This is a genomic window from Bradyrhizobium sp. Leaf396 (assembly GCF_001424605.1).
GTDB classification, from domain to species: domain Bacteria; phylum Pseudomonadota; class Alphaproteobacteria; order Rhizobiales; family Xanthobacteraceae; genus Bradyrhizobium; species Bradyrhizobium japonicum_C.
This window is the reverse complement of sequence record NZ_LMQJ01000010.1, coordinates 1-13,657: the sequence shown is the minus strand read 5'-3', so window position 1 is coordinate 13,657 and position 13,657 is coordinate 1. Positions and strand designations below refer to the sequence as shown.

Sequence of the window (13,657 nt, the reverse complement as noted above, 5' to 3'; positions counted from 1 at the left end):
CAGGAGAGCGACGTCAGATCAACCAACAAGAGAGGGAGATCGCAGAGGAATGAAGCGCGTCCAGACTCTTGATGGGGCGTTCAACGACCTCATGGAAGCGAGTGGTCTCGCACAAGACGAGCGAGCCATCAATCAAGCGCTCCGCAACTTCACGGCCGCGGTCGGATTTGATCGCTTTGCCTACCTCAATGTCCGTGCGGGCGACGCCCGCGCTCTCTCCAACTATCCCGCCGATTGGCAGCACACGTATCTTGACAACAACTACGCCGCCATCGATCCGGTCGTCACCATCGCCAAACGGACGATGCAGCCATTCGTTTGGTCACGCGAAGAAAACGCAGGCAACGTGCCGGAAACGGTGCGCTTCTTTGGCGAAGCCGCCGACTTTGGCATCCGTAGCGGCGTTTCGATCCCGGTGCGCGGCGGCTTCGGCCGGACGGCGTTGTTGACGCTTGCAACCGACAGGCCGAGCGCTGACGCCGAGGTCCGCAACTCGATCCATGCGATCACGGCGGTGGCGTTTGTGCATGTTCACCTCAATCGGCTTGTCCGTGCGCCACATAGCACGATGGTCGTGCTGACACCTCGTCAGTCGCTTTGCCTGTCTTGGGCGTCCATGGGAAAGACCATGGACGAGATTGCCGAGTTGCTCGGCATCTCCGAGCGTGCGGTGCGCTTCTATGTCAAAGGCGCGCGCGACAGGCTCAACGCAACCAATACTACACACGCTGTCCGACTCGCCGTCGAACAGGGTCTGATCTAACTGCCAACCGAGCCTGCGCTTAAGTGGACGGCACACTCGGAATGAAACCGAGCCGTTCAATCAGGGTTGCAAGCACCATCTGTCGTGCTCGCGCTGCAAGCATCAGCCTCGTGTAGTCACTATAAAGTTCGGCTACCGTCTCTAAGTTAGCAGCTTGTGCGCTCTTCCAAGAATCGAAAGCTGCTTCGGCTTTTGCAAGCGACTCACGATGCTCAAGAATCGCGTCGATTGTCAGGCTCTCAATTTGGGTTGATGAAAGTGGCGCGATTAGATTCGCCATTGTCGTCGCCACGTCGACGTTGTTGTGCTGGCCGCCGTCGTCCTCTGTCGTCACCATAACCTTCAGTCGGTAGGTCCGCGGTGCGCCCCCGCTGACGTCAATCCCGTAAGCCCAAGCCGGGGGTTAGAAAACCGCACTCAAACGGTCCCTGTGACCTTTAGTGCCGAGGCACCTGGACATACGTCGCAGGCCCCCGGCCGTTGGCCAGAGGATCCCGGTGCCGTAGCGGTCGGCACCAACCGTTGAGTGCGGGGTTTCTATGCCCCAGACAGCGCGTACTGTCTGGAGGGGTTATAAGCGGGCAAGGCGAGTGACGCTAGCTGAGGCGCGCACGCACGCCGACTTTTCAGCAGTAGAATTTGCCCAACGGGTGCAGCGCTGGCGCAACGCTCTGCGGGGTTGCATTTTGCGTCGGTGCGCGAAATTCTTCAGGCAAGAGATGATGGGGCTAAATTGGTCGCCGTCACATTGACAGCGCAAGATAGATTCGTGGCGAACCCTTCGGCGCTGCCTTGCGACGACCTTAAGCCCCCGCTCTAGGCGGCGTCTCAGTCATCCACTTTGCTTCTTTGCTTATTATTCAACTTCGCACCACCGATTCCCGACAGGTCGATGCGAATTCCCGCGCGGTTCGGATCGATCTCCGGCGCCGGCTGCTCGGTAGCAGGCTTTGCAGTCGGTCCGCGCGGAGCGCCGTCGTCAGCCCGCCGCGGCGCGGCCGCCGTCGAACCGGGATCGGGCGCCGAGAACACGGCAACGTCCTCGAACGTCCCGGTCCGCCACGCGATGATGGCGTCCTCGAATGCGTTGTCGTTTTCGACGCCATACCATTTCACGACGATGCGATAGACCTTCGCGAACAGCGCCGTGCCCATGCGGATGTTCTTGCAAGGATCGACCAGGTCGGCTGTGAGCTGCGAGGCGTCCGTCACGCCGACGCCGGCCGGATATTGCGTGATGCCGACGCGCACGACGGCCTGGCCGACATAGCGGCGCACGAGCTCGAGCGCTTCGTCCGGCGATTTCGGCGGCGGTACGAGCACCACGCGCCCTCCGGCGCGTACCGTCATAGCAAAACGATCGGCCGACCCCGCCGTGGCGATGAACTTCTCGACGATCGCAGGCTTGAGCCCGGGATCGGCGCATTGCTGGATCAAGGCTGCATCGACCATCACTGTCTCCTCACAGATTGAACGCCATCACGAGCGGCACGCCGAACAGCCGCGCCCAGGCTTCGGCGCTTGCGCGTTGAATCCCGACGATGGATGTGCCGGCGGTCCACCATCCGTTGCCGGTCGCGACGATCATGTCGGGCGCATGCAGCATCGACTGCAGCACCGGCCAGACCAGAAGTTGCTCGTAGCAAATCAGCGGCGCGATCCGCCGGCCTTGCGACGTCACGATCGGATTGGCGAGGAAATGCGCTCGCGCGCTGTCGCCCTCGCCGATCCACGACAGCCACGGCTGCCACATCGACACCGGCACGGGCATTCGTTCTCGATAGAGGACGCGCGCCTGCCCTGCGGCAATCTCGACCAGGACATTGTCGTAACCGTGCCGATCAACCACGGCGGCGCCGGCGATCACGACAACGCGCGTCGTGCGCAACGCGTCCATCCAGACTTGCGAGACAGTCGGGGTCCATAAGCCCAGCGCGCTCTCCGGCAAGACGACGACGCGGGCGCCCGCCTCGTGTGCGCGCTGCACATGCGCCAGCAAGTCGCGATGCTGCTCGAGGTCGGTTGCGCGGCCGAGCGATGCGCCCATCGTGGTGTCGACACCGCGCCAGCCCTCCGGTCCGGACGGCGGCGCCCATCCTGCGGCGGACCACAGCCACGCGCCTATGACCGCGACCGCCGCAACCGGCCACAGCCTGGTCGTGAGCGCGAGCATGACCATCGCGGTCGCCCCCAGGCCCAACCACCCCCATCCCGGAAACAGCACGCCGGCCGCGGTCAGCGGATGCGCCCAGCCGACGATCCCGAGCGGCAGCACCGCCATCAGGAGGCTCGCCAGCGCAAACCGCCCGGCCCGGCCCCATCCCGGCCGAACGGACCATAGAAGGCCGTGGACGGCGACGAAGGCAAGGCAGGCCCCGATCCAGAGCGCCCCGCCCAAGGCGATTCCTGGCCCATAGAAGGTCATCACGCCTTGAGGCAGGCCCCGCGAGGCGGCCAGGAAATACGCCGCCGAGACCGCGGTCGCGATCATGCGCGTCGGCGCGGCCGCCCAGAGCGCGGGGAAGGCCAACGCGAGAGGCAGCGCCAAGGCGACGCCGCTCCAGCCGATCGCTCCGGCCGCGGCCGCTCCGGCGATCAATGCCGCCTCGTGCAGCCCATCACGGATCGAACGTGGCGACCGGCCGGGCGAGCCCGAGAAGCCCTGCGTCGGGGAGTGGCCCGAAGTAGCGTGAGTCATATGAGCCTGCGTAGTCGGAGTGGAGATAGAGGCGTCCCGGCGGAACAACGCCGCCCGCATAGGCGGCAAGCGCCCTGCCCTCGGCGTCGACCAGGCGGATGCGGGAATGGGCGAGCGTGCGACCGTCGATCGTGACCGATCGACCGACCGCGACATGCGCGCCGGCCATGGCGGCGACCGTCTTGATGAGTGGTCCGGCGCCGCCCGGGCAGAGACCAGCGCGCAGGTAGCCGCGTTTGAGCCCAAGCGTCAGTCCGGGCCCCGCCGGCATGCAGATAAAGATGAGGTCGCCAACCTTGATCGGCGCGACGGCCCGCTCGATGCGCCAGAGACCAAGCGGATAGCTCGGGGTCGCATTCAAGCGGAAGCCGCCCGCCCAGCCGAGGACCGCGATGCCGGCGACGGCGGCTGCGCCAAGTCCCAGCACTGAGATGACAGGCCGCGGTCTCATTTCATGGTCATCCCGCGGCTCTGGGCTTGGCGCTGAACCTGGCGCTCGGTCTCGACCTTGTTCGGCGCTTGAGCTGCTTGCTTCTGCTGCGCGGCGAGTTGCTGTCCTGCGCGCAGCATCGGCCATGCAGCCGCGAGCGCGGGTCGCTCGCTTTCCCGCAAGCCGGCGGCCGCAGCATCGAAGGCTGCGCCCTTCGGCTCTTTCGCGCGATTGGACAGGAACGCGCCGTCCCCGAAGCGCTCCGCCACGGCCTTGTTGAACCCTTCGATCTCCGCCGCCACCATCTTGTTGGAGAGAGCGAACGCGAGCGCGTTCGGCAGATCGTTGCGGTCGATGGCGTCGCGAACCCGCTCCAGAACCAGCGTTGCGGCGGGCGAGAGCGCCGGCACGTCGACGGTGACACGCAGCCGCAGCGCACACTCCTCGGTTTCGTACTTGCGCAACGCCTCCGCGCGCAGCCGCGCATAGCGCTCGATCTCGCGGCCGAGCGTGGCGACATTGGCTTCGGCCTCTTTCCGCTCCTTGGTGGCGGCTTTCCCTGCGAGCACGCCCTTCGCGCCGCGCAGATCGCCGAAGGTGGCAGGCTCGGCCCCGAGGCGGTCGAGTGTCGCCTTGCGTGTTGCGGAATCGTGCAACACGGCATCGAAGTTCATGGCCTTGAAGGCGGTCTCCGGCTTCGCGAACACGAGCGCGAAACGGCTCGACATTTCCTGCCACTGCTTCCTGCAGGCCGGATCGGCGACGATCTTGTCCTCGACCGACTCGGCGACGGATTTCGGCCATGTGGTAACACCGGGCAGCATGGACGCGGCCTCCTTCTTGCGGCTGGTGGGCGGAACATGACGAGGGTCGAAAAGGCCGAGACGGGCGCCGACGGCCCGCAGGCGCGCGGCCACATCATCGAGCCGCTGCTTCTGACGCCGCGCCCAGCGCACGCGGTCGGACACGAGGGTTCGGGCGACGCGCATCACATGCAGGCCGCGGTTGGCGGCGAAGCGAAGCGCGTCGCGATAGAGGCCGCCACGCTCGTAGTCGAGCGTCGTCTCCTTGGCGTTGCGCTGGGACAGGATGGGGATCAGGCCGCCGGCTTTGCCGAACGATCGGCGGCCGTAATAGAGCGCAACATCCTCACGGTGTCGGGTCAACGCCACATAGGCGAGATGCCGGTCGAGCGACAAGCTCGCCAGCACCTTCACGCGGTCGACGGTCGCGCCTTGCGCCTTGTGAATCGTGGTGGCGTAGCCGTGGTCGACATTGCGGTAGAAACGCTGATCAACCTCGACGCGCCGGCGGTGACTGCCCTCCCCGACTTCGGCCGTGAACCGGCCCGCCGCCGCCTCGACCACGCGTCCGATCATGCCGTTCTTGACGCCGAGCGACCCCTCGTTGCGCAGGAACACGATCTGATCCCCAGCCGCGAACCGGCGCTCTCCGTCCTCGGTGCGGAAGGCGTGCCCAGCGCCGACGAGACCCCGCGATACGAGCCTGTCGCGGGCCAGGTCATTGAGCGCGCGCACATCACGGCGCAGATGCGCCAAGATCAAGGTCGACTTCGCCGGATCGTAGTCGCGGCTCCAATCGTCGATCAGCGCCGACACGGCCTGCGCCTTCAACTCAGAGCCCATGACGTGGCCGTGATGGCGATACGCTGCGAGCGCTTTTCCGACCCGGCCGCGGGCAAGATCGAGCGAGGCGTCACGCATCCATTGCGTGTTCTGGCGATAGATCGTCTCGAGCTCGGCATAGCCGATGCGCTCGACCAGGGCGCGGTAGGCGGCGCCGGCCTCGATCGGCTGGAGCTGCTCGGCGTCGCCGACCAGGATCAGCTTGGCGCCGGCGCGCGACACCGCCTCGACGAAGGTCGCCATCTGGCGTGATGCGACCATACCTGCCTCGTCGAGAACGAAGACCGTGCGGTTGTCGAGGATCGACCGGCCCTTTCCCCAGGCAAGCTCCCATGACGCCAATGTGCGCGAGGCGATCCCCGCTTCTTTCTCCAGACCCTCGGCCGCCTTGCCCGCCAATGTGCCACCGACAACCCGATAGCCGGCGGCCTCCCAGACCTCGCGCGCGGCCCGCATCATCGTGGTCTTGCCAGCGCCGGCGCGCCCGACCACGGCCGCCGCGCGGCCGGGAGCGGTCACATGCTCGATCGCCGACCGCTGCTCGGCCGAGAGCATGGCGTGACGATCAAGAACGGCGTTGCGGATCTGATCGCGCACGCCGAACGTGTCCGCGCCGGCAAGCCCGATCGCGCGCCTGGCCATCTCGGATTCGATGCGGATCAGCTCGCATGTCGTGTAGCGTGCCGGCGTTCTGGCGCCGCTCGCAAAGTCGATCCCCTCGTGCTCGAGGCGGACAGCATCCGGGCTTTGCAGGATGCGCGCGAGCAGTACCCCGAACGCGGCGGGGTCGTCGACATAGCGATGCAGCACCTTGGCGACGTCGCGCTCATCGAACACGCTCTTCTCGCGCGATACGATGTCGAGGATGATCTCCGGGCGACGCAGCACGCGCTCGGCCGAGACCTGCCGCTGCTCCTCGAACAACCGCAGGCGATCGAGGTTTGGTCCGCGTCCCTGCCGCTTCGCCTTGCGCTCGATCGCCTTTGCCGCGACCCCGACATGGGTCGTCGGCACGATGTCGATTCCACGCTCGGCATAGGATCGGCCATCCACGCGCACGTCGAGGCCCGCGAGCGCGAGATGATGGTTCTGCAGATCGATCCATCCCTGGCGAACCGCCAGAAACTCATTCTTGTCGCCGGCCCAGAGCTTGTAGACGATCTTGCCGGCCCGGTTGCGCAGCGGCGCTCCGTCCGCGCCCAATACGGCCACGCGCTTCGGACCGAATCCATCCTCGGTGAGCGCGCGCAGACTCGTCATCAGATGGACATGCGGATTGCCCGGATCGTCGTGATAGGCCCATTCCGCCACGATCCCTGCGGGCAGGATGTGCTCGGCCACGAACTGGCGCATGAGCGCGATGTTCTGCGCGGTCGTCAGCTCGATCGGCAGCGCGATGATGTACTCCTTGGAGAGCTGCGCATCCGAGCGCTTCTCGAAGCCCTCAATCTTGTTCCAGAACGCCTCCGATGCCTGCGCTACGGAACGGTCCGCCACCATCGCCCGCGCCCATTGCGGCGCGTCCGCCGGCAGCAGGAATTCCTCATGCACCATGTTGCGCTTGGCCGTGTAATCGACGGTGCGGCCCTCGGCCTCGAAGGTCATCTTCGCGCAGTGGCGATACGCGGCCGCCAGCACAGCGCTGCGGCCATCGGCGCGGCTGATGAGCTGGGGTGTGAAGTGCGTGATGGCCAAGGCGGCGGTCCTGCGAGAATGACGACACGGCTCGTCCGCAGGGATCGGCGTCGTCCTTCCGGCTGAGCAGACCTACGTCGCGCCAGCGACGTATTACTGCGCCCTTGGAGCCGACCCTTCGGATCGGCGGGATGATCCCCCAAAGTGTCGGCTTCGCCGACCTGTCGTTTCCGACGGGGTGCGCTTCGCGCATCCCCGGTCAATTCTCCCTCGCGCGTACCGCGCGCCAGCAGGAGGATGACCAACCGGAATGAAAAAGCCGTCCCGACAGATTCGAGAGGAAATCGCCCGCCTGCAGGACCAGCTCAAGGCCGCCGAGACGCGCGAAGCGGAGCGGATCGGCCGGGTGGCCCTGAAGGCCGGCCTCGGCGATCTGGAGATCGACGAGGCGGACCTGCTGACCGCCTTCGAAGAGGTGAAGGCGCGATTTCGCAAGGCCGGCGCCGCGCCGCGATCCGCGCGCGGGTCGGGTTCGCCCGAGCCGCCTGGCGCGGGTGCGGGCGCGTCTTCTGAGGCTTGAGCGCGTGGACAGAACCCGCCGCAGCGACGACAGGAAGAAGGACACGCGCGAGAAGATTCAGCTCGGCGGGCTGATCGTGAAGGCGGGACTGCGTTACGAGAAGCGCGCGCTGTTGCTCGGCATGCTGATCGACGCCGCAGAGCGGGCGCGAGCGAGCGAAGCGGAGCGCGAGCGGTTCGCGGCGATCGGCACGAAGGCCTTCAGCGATGAACGCGAATAAGGTGGCGCTGACGATCGTGCCCGCCGCGCTGATGATCGGCGCGATGATCGCGCTGCGCGGTCATGAGCAATGGTTCGCGAGCTTCGCAAAGACGCCGCAGGCGGCGCTGTTGCTGGGGCGGACCGGTATCGCCCTGCCCTATCTCGGCGCGGCCGCAATCGGCGTCATCACCCTGTTCGCCTGCGCCGGCGCGCTCGCCGTGCGCTCAGCCGGCTGGGGCGTCCTCGCCGGCGCGACGACTGTCGTCGGCTTCGCCGCATGGTCAGAAGGGAGCCGGCTGTTCGCCCTCGCCGGCCGCGTGCGCGACGGATCGGTTCTTGCTTATGCGGACCCCGCCACGCTGATGGGGTCGTTCGCCGCGCTCGCATGCGGTTTGTTCGCATTGCGCGTCGCGCTGGCCGGCAATGCCGCGTTCGCGGCGGCAGCGCCGCGGCGGGTGTCAGGCCAGCGCGCGATTCACGGCGACGCGCAATGGATGAGCGTTGCCGAGGCGGCGCGGCTGTTTCCGGAAGGCGGCGGCATCGTCATCGGCGAACGCTATCGTGTCGACAGGGATTCCGTCGGCGATCGCGCGTTCCGCGCCGGCGAGCCCGAAAGCTGGGGCGCGGGCGGCCGCGCGCCGCTCCTGTGCTTCGATGCGTCGTGGGGCTCGACCCACGGCATCGTGTTCGCCGGCTCTGGTGGCTTCAAGACGACGTCGGTGACGATCCCGACCGCGCTCAAATGGGGCGGCGGCCTGGTCGCGCTCGATCCATCCAACGAGGTCGCGCCGATGGTGATCGACCATCGCAAGCGCGCCGGCCGCACCGTCTTCGTGCTCGATCCAAAGACGCCGGAGACCGGCTTCAACGCGCTCGACTGGATCGGCCGGTTCGGCGCGACGAAAGAGGAGGACATCGCCTCGGTCGCGTCGTGGATCATGACCGACGTGGCGCGCACCCACTCCGTGCGCGACGACTTCTTCAGGGCGTCGGCGCTGCAATTGCTGACCGCGCTGATCGCCGATGTCTGCCTGTCAGGTCATACGGAACAGAAGGATCAGCACCTGCGCCGCGTGCGAGCAAACCTGTCCGAGCCCGAGCCGAAGCTGCGCGAGCGGCTGCAGGCGATCTACGATCATTCGGGCTCGGACTTCGTAAAGGAGAATGTCGCATCCTTCGTCAACATGACGCCCGAGACCTTCAGCGGCGTGTACGCGAATGCGGTGAAAGAAACGCACTGGCTCTCGTATGAGAACTATGCGGCGCTGGTGTCCGGCGCGAGCTTCTCGACCGACGAGCTGGCGGCCGGCACAATGGACGTGTTCATCAATCTGGACTTGAAGACGCTGGAGAACCATCCGGGGTTGGCGCGCCTCATCATCGGCTCGTTGATGAACGCGATCTATAACCGCGCGGGCGAGGTGGCCGGCCGCACGCTGTTCCTGCTCGATGAAGTGGCGCGGCTCGGGTTCCTGCGCGTGCTCGAGACCGCGCGTGACGCCGGACGCAAATATGGCATCACGCTGTTGATGCTGTTCCAGTCGATCGGCCAGATGCGCGAGGTCTATGGCGGCCGCGACGCGGCATCGAAGTGGTTCGAGTCGGCGTCCTGGATGTCGTTCAGCGCGATCAACGATCCCGAGACCGCCGAATACATCTCGCGCCGCTGCGGCGACACCACGGTCGAGGTCAGCCAGATCAGCCGCAGTTCGCAGGCCTCCGGTTCGTCGCGGACACGCTCGCGGCTGCTGTCGCGGCGGCCGCTGATCCTGCCGCACGAGATCACGCAGATGCGCGGCGACGAGCAGATCGTGTTCACGGCCGGCAACCCGCCGCTGCGGTGCGGGCGAGCGATCTATTTCCGGCGCAAGGACATGACGGCCTGCGTCGCCAGCAACAGGTTCGCGCCCACGGGCGGGCGGCGATCGGCATAATCGCACATCAGGCGAATCAACGGATGCGAAGGGTGCGGACGTGACGGGACGGGAGGAACAGCGCAGGTGAGGATCGGCGGACCTGGCAGAGGATCAACAGTGTATGACGCCGGCACGCGGCTTGTGATTGCGGCGTTGGTGGTCGCCGGCATCACGGCGTGGATGTTTCATTCTCGCGACGGCAGTCTGTCGGAAGCGCCGGTGACGCGCGGCGCGACGTCCGAACAGACGGTGGCCGTCACGTTCTCGATCTGCGGCGCCGGCCGGCGAACCGATTGCGTCGTCGACGGCGATACGTTCTGGTTCCGCGGCGAGAAAATCCGGATCGCCGACATCGATACGCCCGAGCTGAGCCCGCCGCGCTGCCAGCGCGAGGCCGAGCTTGGCGAGGCGGCGCAGCGGCGGTTGCAGGCGCTGCTGAATGCGGGCCCGTTCACGCTCGTCGCCGCCACGCGCGACCAGGATCAATATGGTCGCAAGCTCCGTACGGTCTCACGCGGCGGCCGCTCCCTCGGTGACGTGCTCGTGGCGGAAGGGCTCGCCCGACGCTGGAACGGTCCGCGCGGAAGCTGGTGCCAGTGACGGACGCATCCCCGATCTGCGTTGGCGGCCGCGCGGCGCAGGCCAGAATTTCGCTATCCCAATCTGACCCGCGCTGTGGCATTTTCGGCCTGATCAGAGGGCGCTATGCCGAACCAGATTCCGCTCGACCCCGTGTTGCCGAAGGCCTTCGACGCGACTCCGAACGAGTCGCGCAGCAAGGCGCAGCTTGATGCGTGGTGGGACCATCCCTTCGGCATTACATTGCCGGATGGCCGCATCGAGGTCCGGTGCCTGAATGGCGGCGCTTGGGACAGGTCGACACATTTCGGCATTGCCGAAAGCTACGAGGCAGCGTGCGCGCTCGGCGAAGCCAAGCAAGCCGAATGGGTGCGACTCCGCGCCCGCCCGACCCTCTCTCTCGACGCGGGTCAGGTCATGGTCGTGCGGATGCCACAGCGGCCGGACGAAGAGCCGCAGCAGCTCGCCACGTTCCGCTCCACGGAGGAGGCGAGCGCCTTTATAAGCGCCAACTACCACGAAGCGCCACCACCATAGTTGCGGCTCGCGGCGAGGATGCCGGCCGAGCCGGCGCTCGTCTTCCGAGAGGATCGTCACCCAAAGGGCGGAGACCGCGCAGCGGGCTCCGAGAGCGAAGCGAATAGAGCCGTCCGCCGAAGGCGGCTCGCCCGAATCCCTTTCTTCATGGCGCACCATCACACGGCCTTGAGAGATCACGAGGACGAAGCGGTCACGCAACATCGGCTCGATCTCACGGTTGAGACCCGGCATCCGGAGAAAGAAGACTCGCCATCCAGCGCCTGCCGCCGACGCGATCGCGGCGAGTTGCTGATCGTCAGCGGCGCCAGCCGGTCGATCCGGCTGGCGCCGCTTCCGGACAAGGCAAAGACCAGAGGCGGCTTGAGCCGCCTCTGGTCTGGATGTCAGTCCGTGTCGGCGCCCCAGAGCGGGTTGCTCTCAGGATCTTCGACATGGCCCTCGTCGCGCGGCGGCGTGTCGTCCGGTGCGTCATAGACGATGCGGGAGGCGGAGAAGCTGACGCCGGTCTCCGCGGTGATCTCGTCGATGATGCGGCGCAGTCCGCAGAGCTCGGCGTCGCTCACGTCGCGCAGCCACGGGCCGTCGTCGTCGTAGAAGCACCAGCGCTTGGCTCGCACATCGAAGACCTCGCGCGTCGCCCAGTCGATCCAGAGGTCGTCGAGAAGCGGCCCCGGCTCGCCCGCCAGCCAGCGGTGGGCGAACTCCTCCGTGATGCAGTAGAGGTCAAAGACAGAATTCCGGTAGCGGTCAGAGCTTTCATCGAGAAGCAGATTGCGCTCGGCCGCCAGGCCGTCGCGCATCAGTGCGATCAAATCTTCGAGCTTGGCGATGAGGCGATCGTGGGCGGTGCGGGCGACGCCGTTGTCGCATCCGAGACGATTGGCGAGGACAACGACCTTGAAGCCCGAGAACTGCGTGAACAGCGTGAGATGGTCGAGATCAGACATGATGTATCTCCTTTCGATCTGACGAAAGGAGGCCGCACCGTAGCCGCGAGGGGTCAGGGAGCGCGGAGCGACCGGCGGAGCCGGCGAGCGGGGGAGCCGATTTTCTGACGACGCCCGCTTGGGCGGCGGCTGAAAATTGGGGGGACCGCGATGTCCTTGACGCCGCAGCGGCGGGTGCAAAATAGAAAGTCAGAGAGAGAAAGAGGTAGGGCACGGCGCTCGCAGCGGGGCCGCGAGAGGATCGTCACCCGAATGGGCGGAGACCGCGCAGCGGGCTCCGTGAGCGAAGCGAATAGAGCCGTCCGCCGAAGGCGGCTCGCCCAATACTTCATGCCAAGCGCATCGGGGTTCCATCATGATTTTGAATCACTGGCGGCCGATCGATTCGATCTCCTGATTGGACATCATGATGGTGACGGAGCGAGACTCGGCAGATGATCGAGGACCGCTCCACACCCACGCTGCTTCGCCGGATTGATCCTTCGCGCAACATGGCGCGGTTCTATGCCCTCAGCATCGAGCCGTCGCTGTTCGGCGCCGCTGCGCTGGTCCGGGAATGGGGCCGGATCGGCGCCCGCGGCCGGCGGCGGATCGAACTCTTTGGGCGCAGAGAGGAAGCGGAAGCGGCATTCAATCGGATCGAAAGCCGCAAGCGCCGCCGCGGCTACGTCGATCGGTGACGTGAGTGGTCGGTTCGCGCTCAGAGGCCATGTCTCCATGTCCCGCATGGATGTCGGTCAGAAGAATCCCATCAGCCAGCGATTGACATCAATCGCGCGGTGAGCGTCCTTTCAGCAATGTGGTCTGGCAAAGGAGACGCTGCGATATGCCGACGATTCAGCTTTCTGCCACGCCCAAAGGCAACGGCTATCAGGCGACCGTGACATTCCCCGACGGCGTCTCGATCAGTTCGCAGGAAACCTATCCGACGATCGCGGAAGCCCTCACCGCCGCGGCGCGCAAGCTGCTCGACATGCCCGAGCGTTTGGCGACGCTCGATCGAACAGGCGCGTGATCAGCGCCTGTTGGCGAGGTCGATCAGCTCGTCGCCGTGGCATGCGAGCGGCGCGCAACAGCAGACGAGATCGCGGACGCGCAGCTCGTCGAGCGCGTTCATCAGCGCGGGCTGCGCGACGATCCACGCGCGATACTTCGCGATGACCTCGGCGCGCGAGCCGTCGCGCCCGATGACGAACGGGTTGCCCCATTTGCTCGGGCGCCCGATGTAGACCCGCGTCGCGCTCGCGTGCTTGCCGACCTGTCGCGCGTTCAAGACCTTGCACATGATCGTTCTCCTTTCCGCTCACGAGCGAAGGCCCCGCCGCGCGGCGGGGCCTTCTTGCGTGACCGCTCAGTCGCGGTTCGGGCGGGACCAGATGAGCGAGTGGCCTTCCTCGCCTTCCACCTCGACCAGCGTGGCGTAGATGGGCGCTGCGAAGCTCGGGTCGTCGAGCTTGACCGAGAGATAGTCGCGGCTCGACTCCTGGGACTTCTTCTTCCACGCGGCGCCGAACTCGATGGTGCCCGCGAAGATCCGGAAGTCCGGGGCCTTCTCCGAGGTGCGCTCGGCGGCGACGATCTTCGCCTTGACGGTGCCGAGGGCGAGGGTCTTGACGGTGCCCACGAAGCCGTTTTAGGTCAGTTGGCAACCGTCTTTCTGAAATGAAGCGGTTGATCCGATAGCGACATTTTCTGAAGGACACTTCTACAGTGTCCTGTTGT

Annotated in this window: 16 protein-coding genes; 8 read left to right on the top strand and 8 right to left on the bottom strand. The window is 66.1% G+C overall.

What is annotated here, in order from left to right:
• Positions 1 to 49: 49 nt before the first annotated feature.
• Positions 50 to 763, top strand: coding sequence for an autoinducer binding domain-containing protein (locus tag ASG57_RS11515; protein ID WP_057196271.1), 714 nt, complete (start codon positions 50 to 52; stop codon positions 761 to 763).
• A gap of 19 nt (positions 764 to 782) precedes the next feature.
• Here the strand turns inward: ASG57_RS11515 and ASG57_RS11510 are convergent, their stop codons facing one another.
• From ASG57_RS11510 to traA, 5 genes are all read right to left on the bottom strand, one after another.
• Entirely contained in the window at positions 783 to 1,097 is a 315-nt protein-coding gene (locus ASG57_RS11510; RefSeq protein WP_162250049.1) for a transcriptional repressor TraM, read from the bottom strand.
• 494 nt (positions 1,098 to 1,591) lie between these two features.
• Positions 1,592 to 2,215, bottom strand: coding sequence for a TraH family protein (locus ASG57_RS11505; protein WP_057196269.1), 624 nt, complete (start codon positions 2,213 to 2,215; stop codon positions 1,592 to 1,594).
• Between the two features lie 10 nt (positions 2,216 to 2,225).
• Positions 2,226 to 3,362, bottom strand: coding sequence for a conjugal transfer protein TraB (locus tag ASG57_RS11500; RefSeq protein WP_057196268.1), 1,137 nt, complete (start codon positions 3,360 to 3,362; stop codon positions 2,226 to 2,228).
• Between the two features lie 19 nt (positions 3,363 to 3,381).
• Complete coding sequence (traF, locus tag ASG57_RS11495; protein ID WP_057196267.1) at positions 3,382 to 3,912, bottom strand: conjugative transfer signal peptidase TraF; 531 nt, start codon at positions 3,910 to 3,912, stop codon at positions 3,382 to 3,384.
• Positions 3,909 to 7,232, bottom strand: a complete 3,324-nt coding sequence (traA, locus tag ASG57_RS11490) for a Ti-type conjugative transfer relaxase TraA (RefSeq protein ID WP_057196266.1) — start codon at positions 7,230 to 7,232, stop codon at positions 3,909 to 3,911. The genes traF and traA overlap by 4 nt, the downstream gene beginning before the upstream one ends.
• 250 nt (positions 7,233 to 7,482) lie before the next feature.
• On the opposite strand from traA, the gene traC reads away from it, so the two are divergent.
• The 5 genes from traC to ASG57_RS11465 all read left to right on the top strand — a co-directional run bounded on the left by traC (position 7,483) and on the right by ASG57_RS11465 (position 10,985).
• Complete coding sequence (gene traC / locus ASG57_RS11485) at positions 7,483 to 7,752, top strand: conjugal transfer protein TraC (RefSeq protein ID WP_057196265.1); 270 nt, start codon at positions 7,483 to 7,485, stop codon at positions 7,750 to 7,752.
• A 4-nt stretch (positions 7,753 to 7,756) separates the two neighbouring features.
• The gene (gene traD, locus ASG57_RS11480; RefSeq protein WP_057196264.1) at positions 7,757 to 7,972 is read left to right on the top strand and encodes a conjugal transfer protein TraD; all 216 of its coding nucleotides are present in this window, start codon (positions 7,757 to 7,759) and stop codon (positions 7,970 to 7,972) included.
• Positions 7,959 to 9,887, top strand: a complete 1,929-nt coding sequence (gene traG / locus ASG57_RS11475) for a Ti-type conjugative transfer system protein TraG (protein WP_057196263.1) — start codon at positions 7,959 to 7,961, stop codon at positions 9,885 to 9,887. Before traD ends, traG begins: the two co-directional genes overlap by 14 nt.
• A 99-nt stretch (positions 9,888 to 9,986) precedes the next feature.
• Positions 9,987 to 10,469 (top strand): thermonuclease family protein, encoded by a 483-nt coding sequence (locus ASG57_RS11470; protein WP_418899831.1) that lies wholly within the window; start codon positions 9,987 to 9,989, stop codon positions 10,467 to 10,469.
• 105 nt (positions 10,470 to 10,574) lie between these two features.
• A complete protein-coding gene (locus ASG57_RS11465; protein WP_057196262.1) occupies positions 10,575 to 10,985 on the top strand; it encodes a hypothetical protein in 411 nt (136 codons plus the stop codon).
• Between the two features lie 386 nt (positions 10,986 to 11,371).
• On the opposite strand, the gene ASG57_RS11460 is transcribed toward ASG57_RS11465, so the two are convergent.
• Positions 11,372 to 11,935, bottom strand: a complete 564-nt coding sequence (locus ASG57_RS11460) for a hypothetical protein (protein ID WP_057196261.1) — start codon at positions 11,933 to 11,935, stop codon at positions 11,372 to 11,374.
• A 434-nt stretch (positions 11,936 to 12,369) separates the two neighbouring features.
• On the opposite strand from ASG57_RS11460, the gene ASG57_RS11455 reads away from it, so the two are divergent.
• A complete protein-coding gene (locus ASG57_RS11455) occupies positions 12,370 to 12,615 on the top strand; it encodes a WGR domain-containing protein (RefSeq protein ID WP_054164260.1) in 246 nt (81 codons plus the stop codon).
• Between the two features lie 146 nt (positions 12,616 to 12,761).
• Positions 12,762 to 12,950 carry a hypothetical protein gene (locus tag ASG57_RS11450; RefSeq protein ID WP_054164261.1) on the top strand — a complete coding sequence of 63 codons (189 nt, stop codon included), beginning with the start codon at positions 12,762 to 12,764 and terminating at the stop codon, positions 12,948 to 12,950.
• Here the strand turns inward: ASG57_RS11450 and ASG57_RS11445 are convergent, their stop codons facing one another.
• Both ASG57_RS11445 and ASG57_RS11440 read right to left on the bottom strand, forming a co-directional pair.
• On the bottom strand, positions 12,951 to 13,220 hold the full coding sequence (locus ASG57_RS11445) for a DUF4326 domain-containing protein (RefSeq protein WP_057196260.1): 270 nt from the start codon (positions 13,218 to 13,220) through the stop codon (positions 12,951 to 12,953). It abuts the gene before it with no gap.
• A 66-nt stretch (positions 13,221 to 13,286) separates the two neighbouring features.
• Positions 13,287 to 13,559, bottom strand: coding sequence for a DUF736 domain-containing protein (locus tag ASG57_RS11440; RefSeq protein WP_057196259.1), 273 nt, complete (start codon positions 13,557 to 13,559; stop codon positions 13,287 to 13,289).
• Positions 13,560 to 13,657 lie beyond the last annotated feature (98 nt).

Excerpts from the sequence above, each read along its gene's own strand:
- ASG57_RS11515 (WP_057196271.1), top strand. The coding sequence starts at position 50 with ATGAAGCGCGTCCAGACTCTTGATGGGGCGTTCAACGACCTCATGGAA.
- ASG57_RS11505 (WP_057196269.1), bottom strand. The coding sequence starts at position 2,215 with ATGGTCGATGCAGCCTTGATCCAGCAATGCGCCGATCCCGGGCTCAAG.
- traF (WP_057196267.1), bottom strand. The coding sequence starts at position 3,912 with ATGAGACCGCGGCCTGTCATCTCAGTGCTGGGACTTGGCGCAGCCGCC.
- traC (WP_057196265.1), top strand. The coding sequence starts at position 7,483 with ATGAAAAAGCCGTCCCGACAGATTCGAGAGGAAATCGCCCGCCTGCAG.
- traG (WP_057196263.1), top strand. The coding sequence starts at position 7,959 with ATGAACGCGAATAAGGTGGCGCTGACGATCGTGCCCGCCGCGCTGATG.
- ASG57_RS11465 (WP_057196262.1), top strand. The coding sequence starts at position 10,575 with ATGCCGAACCAGATTCCGCTCGACCCCGTGTTGCCGAAGGCCTTCGAC.
- ASG57_RS11460 (WP_057196261.1), bottom strand. The coding sequence starts at position 11,935 with ATGTCTGATCTCGACCATCTCACGCTGTTCACGCAGTTCTCGGGCTTC.
- ASG57_RS11455 (WP_054164260.1), top strand. The coding sequence starts at position 12,370 with ATGATCGAGGACCGCTCCACACCCACGCTGCTTCGCCGGATTGATCCT.
- ASG57_RS11450 (WP_054164261.1), top strand. The coding sequence starts at position 12,762 with ATGCCGACGATTCAGCTTTCTGCCACGCCCAAAGGCAACGGCTATCAG.
- ASG57_RS11445 (WP_057196260.1), bottom strand. The coding sequence starts at position 13,220 with ATGTGCAAGGTCTTGAACGCGCGACAGGTCGGCAAGCACGCGAGCGCG.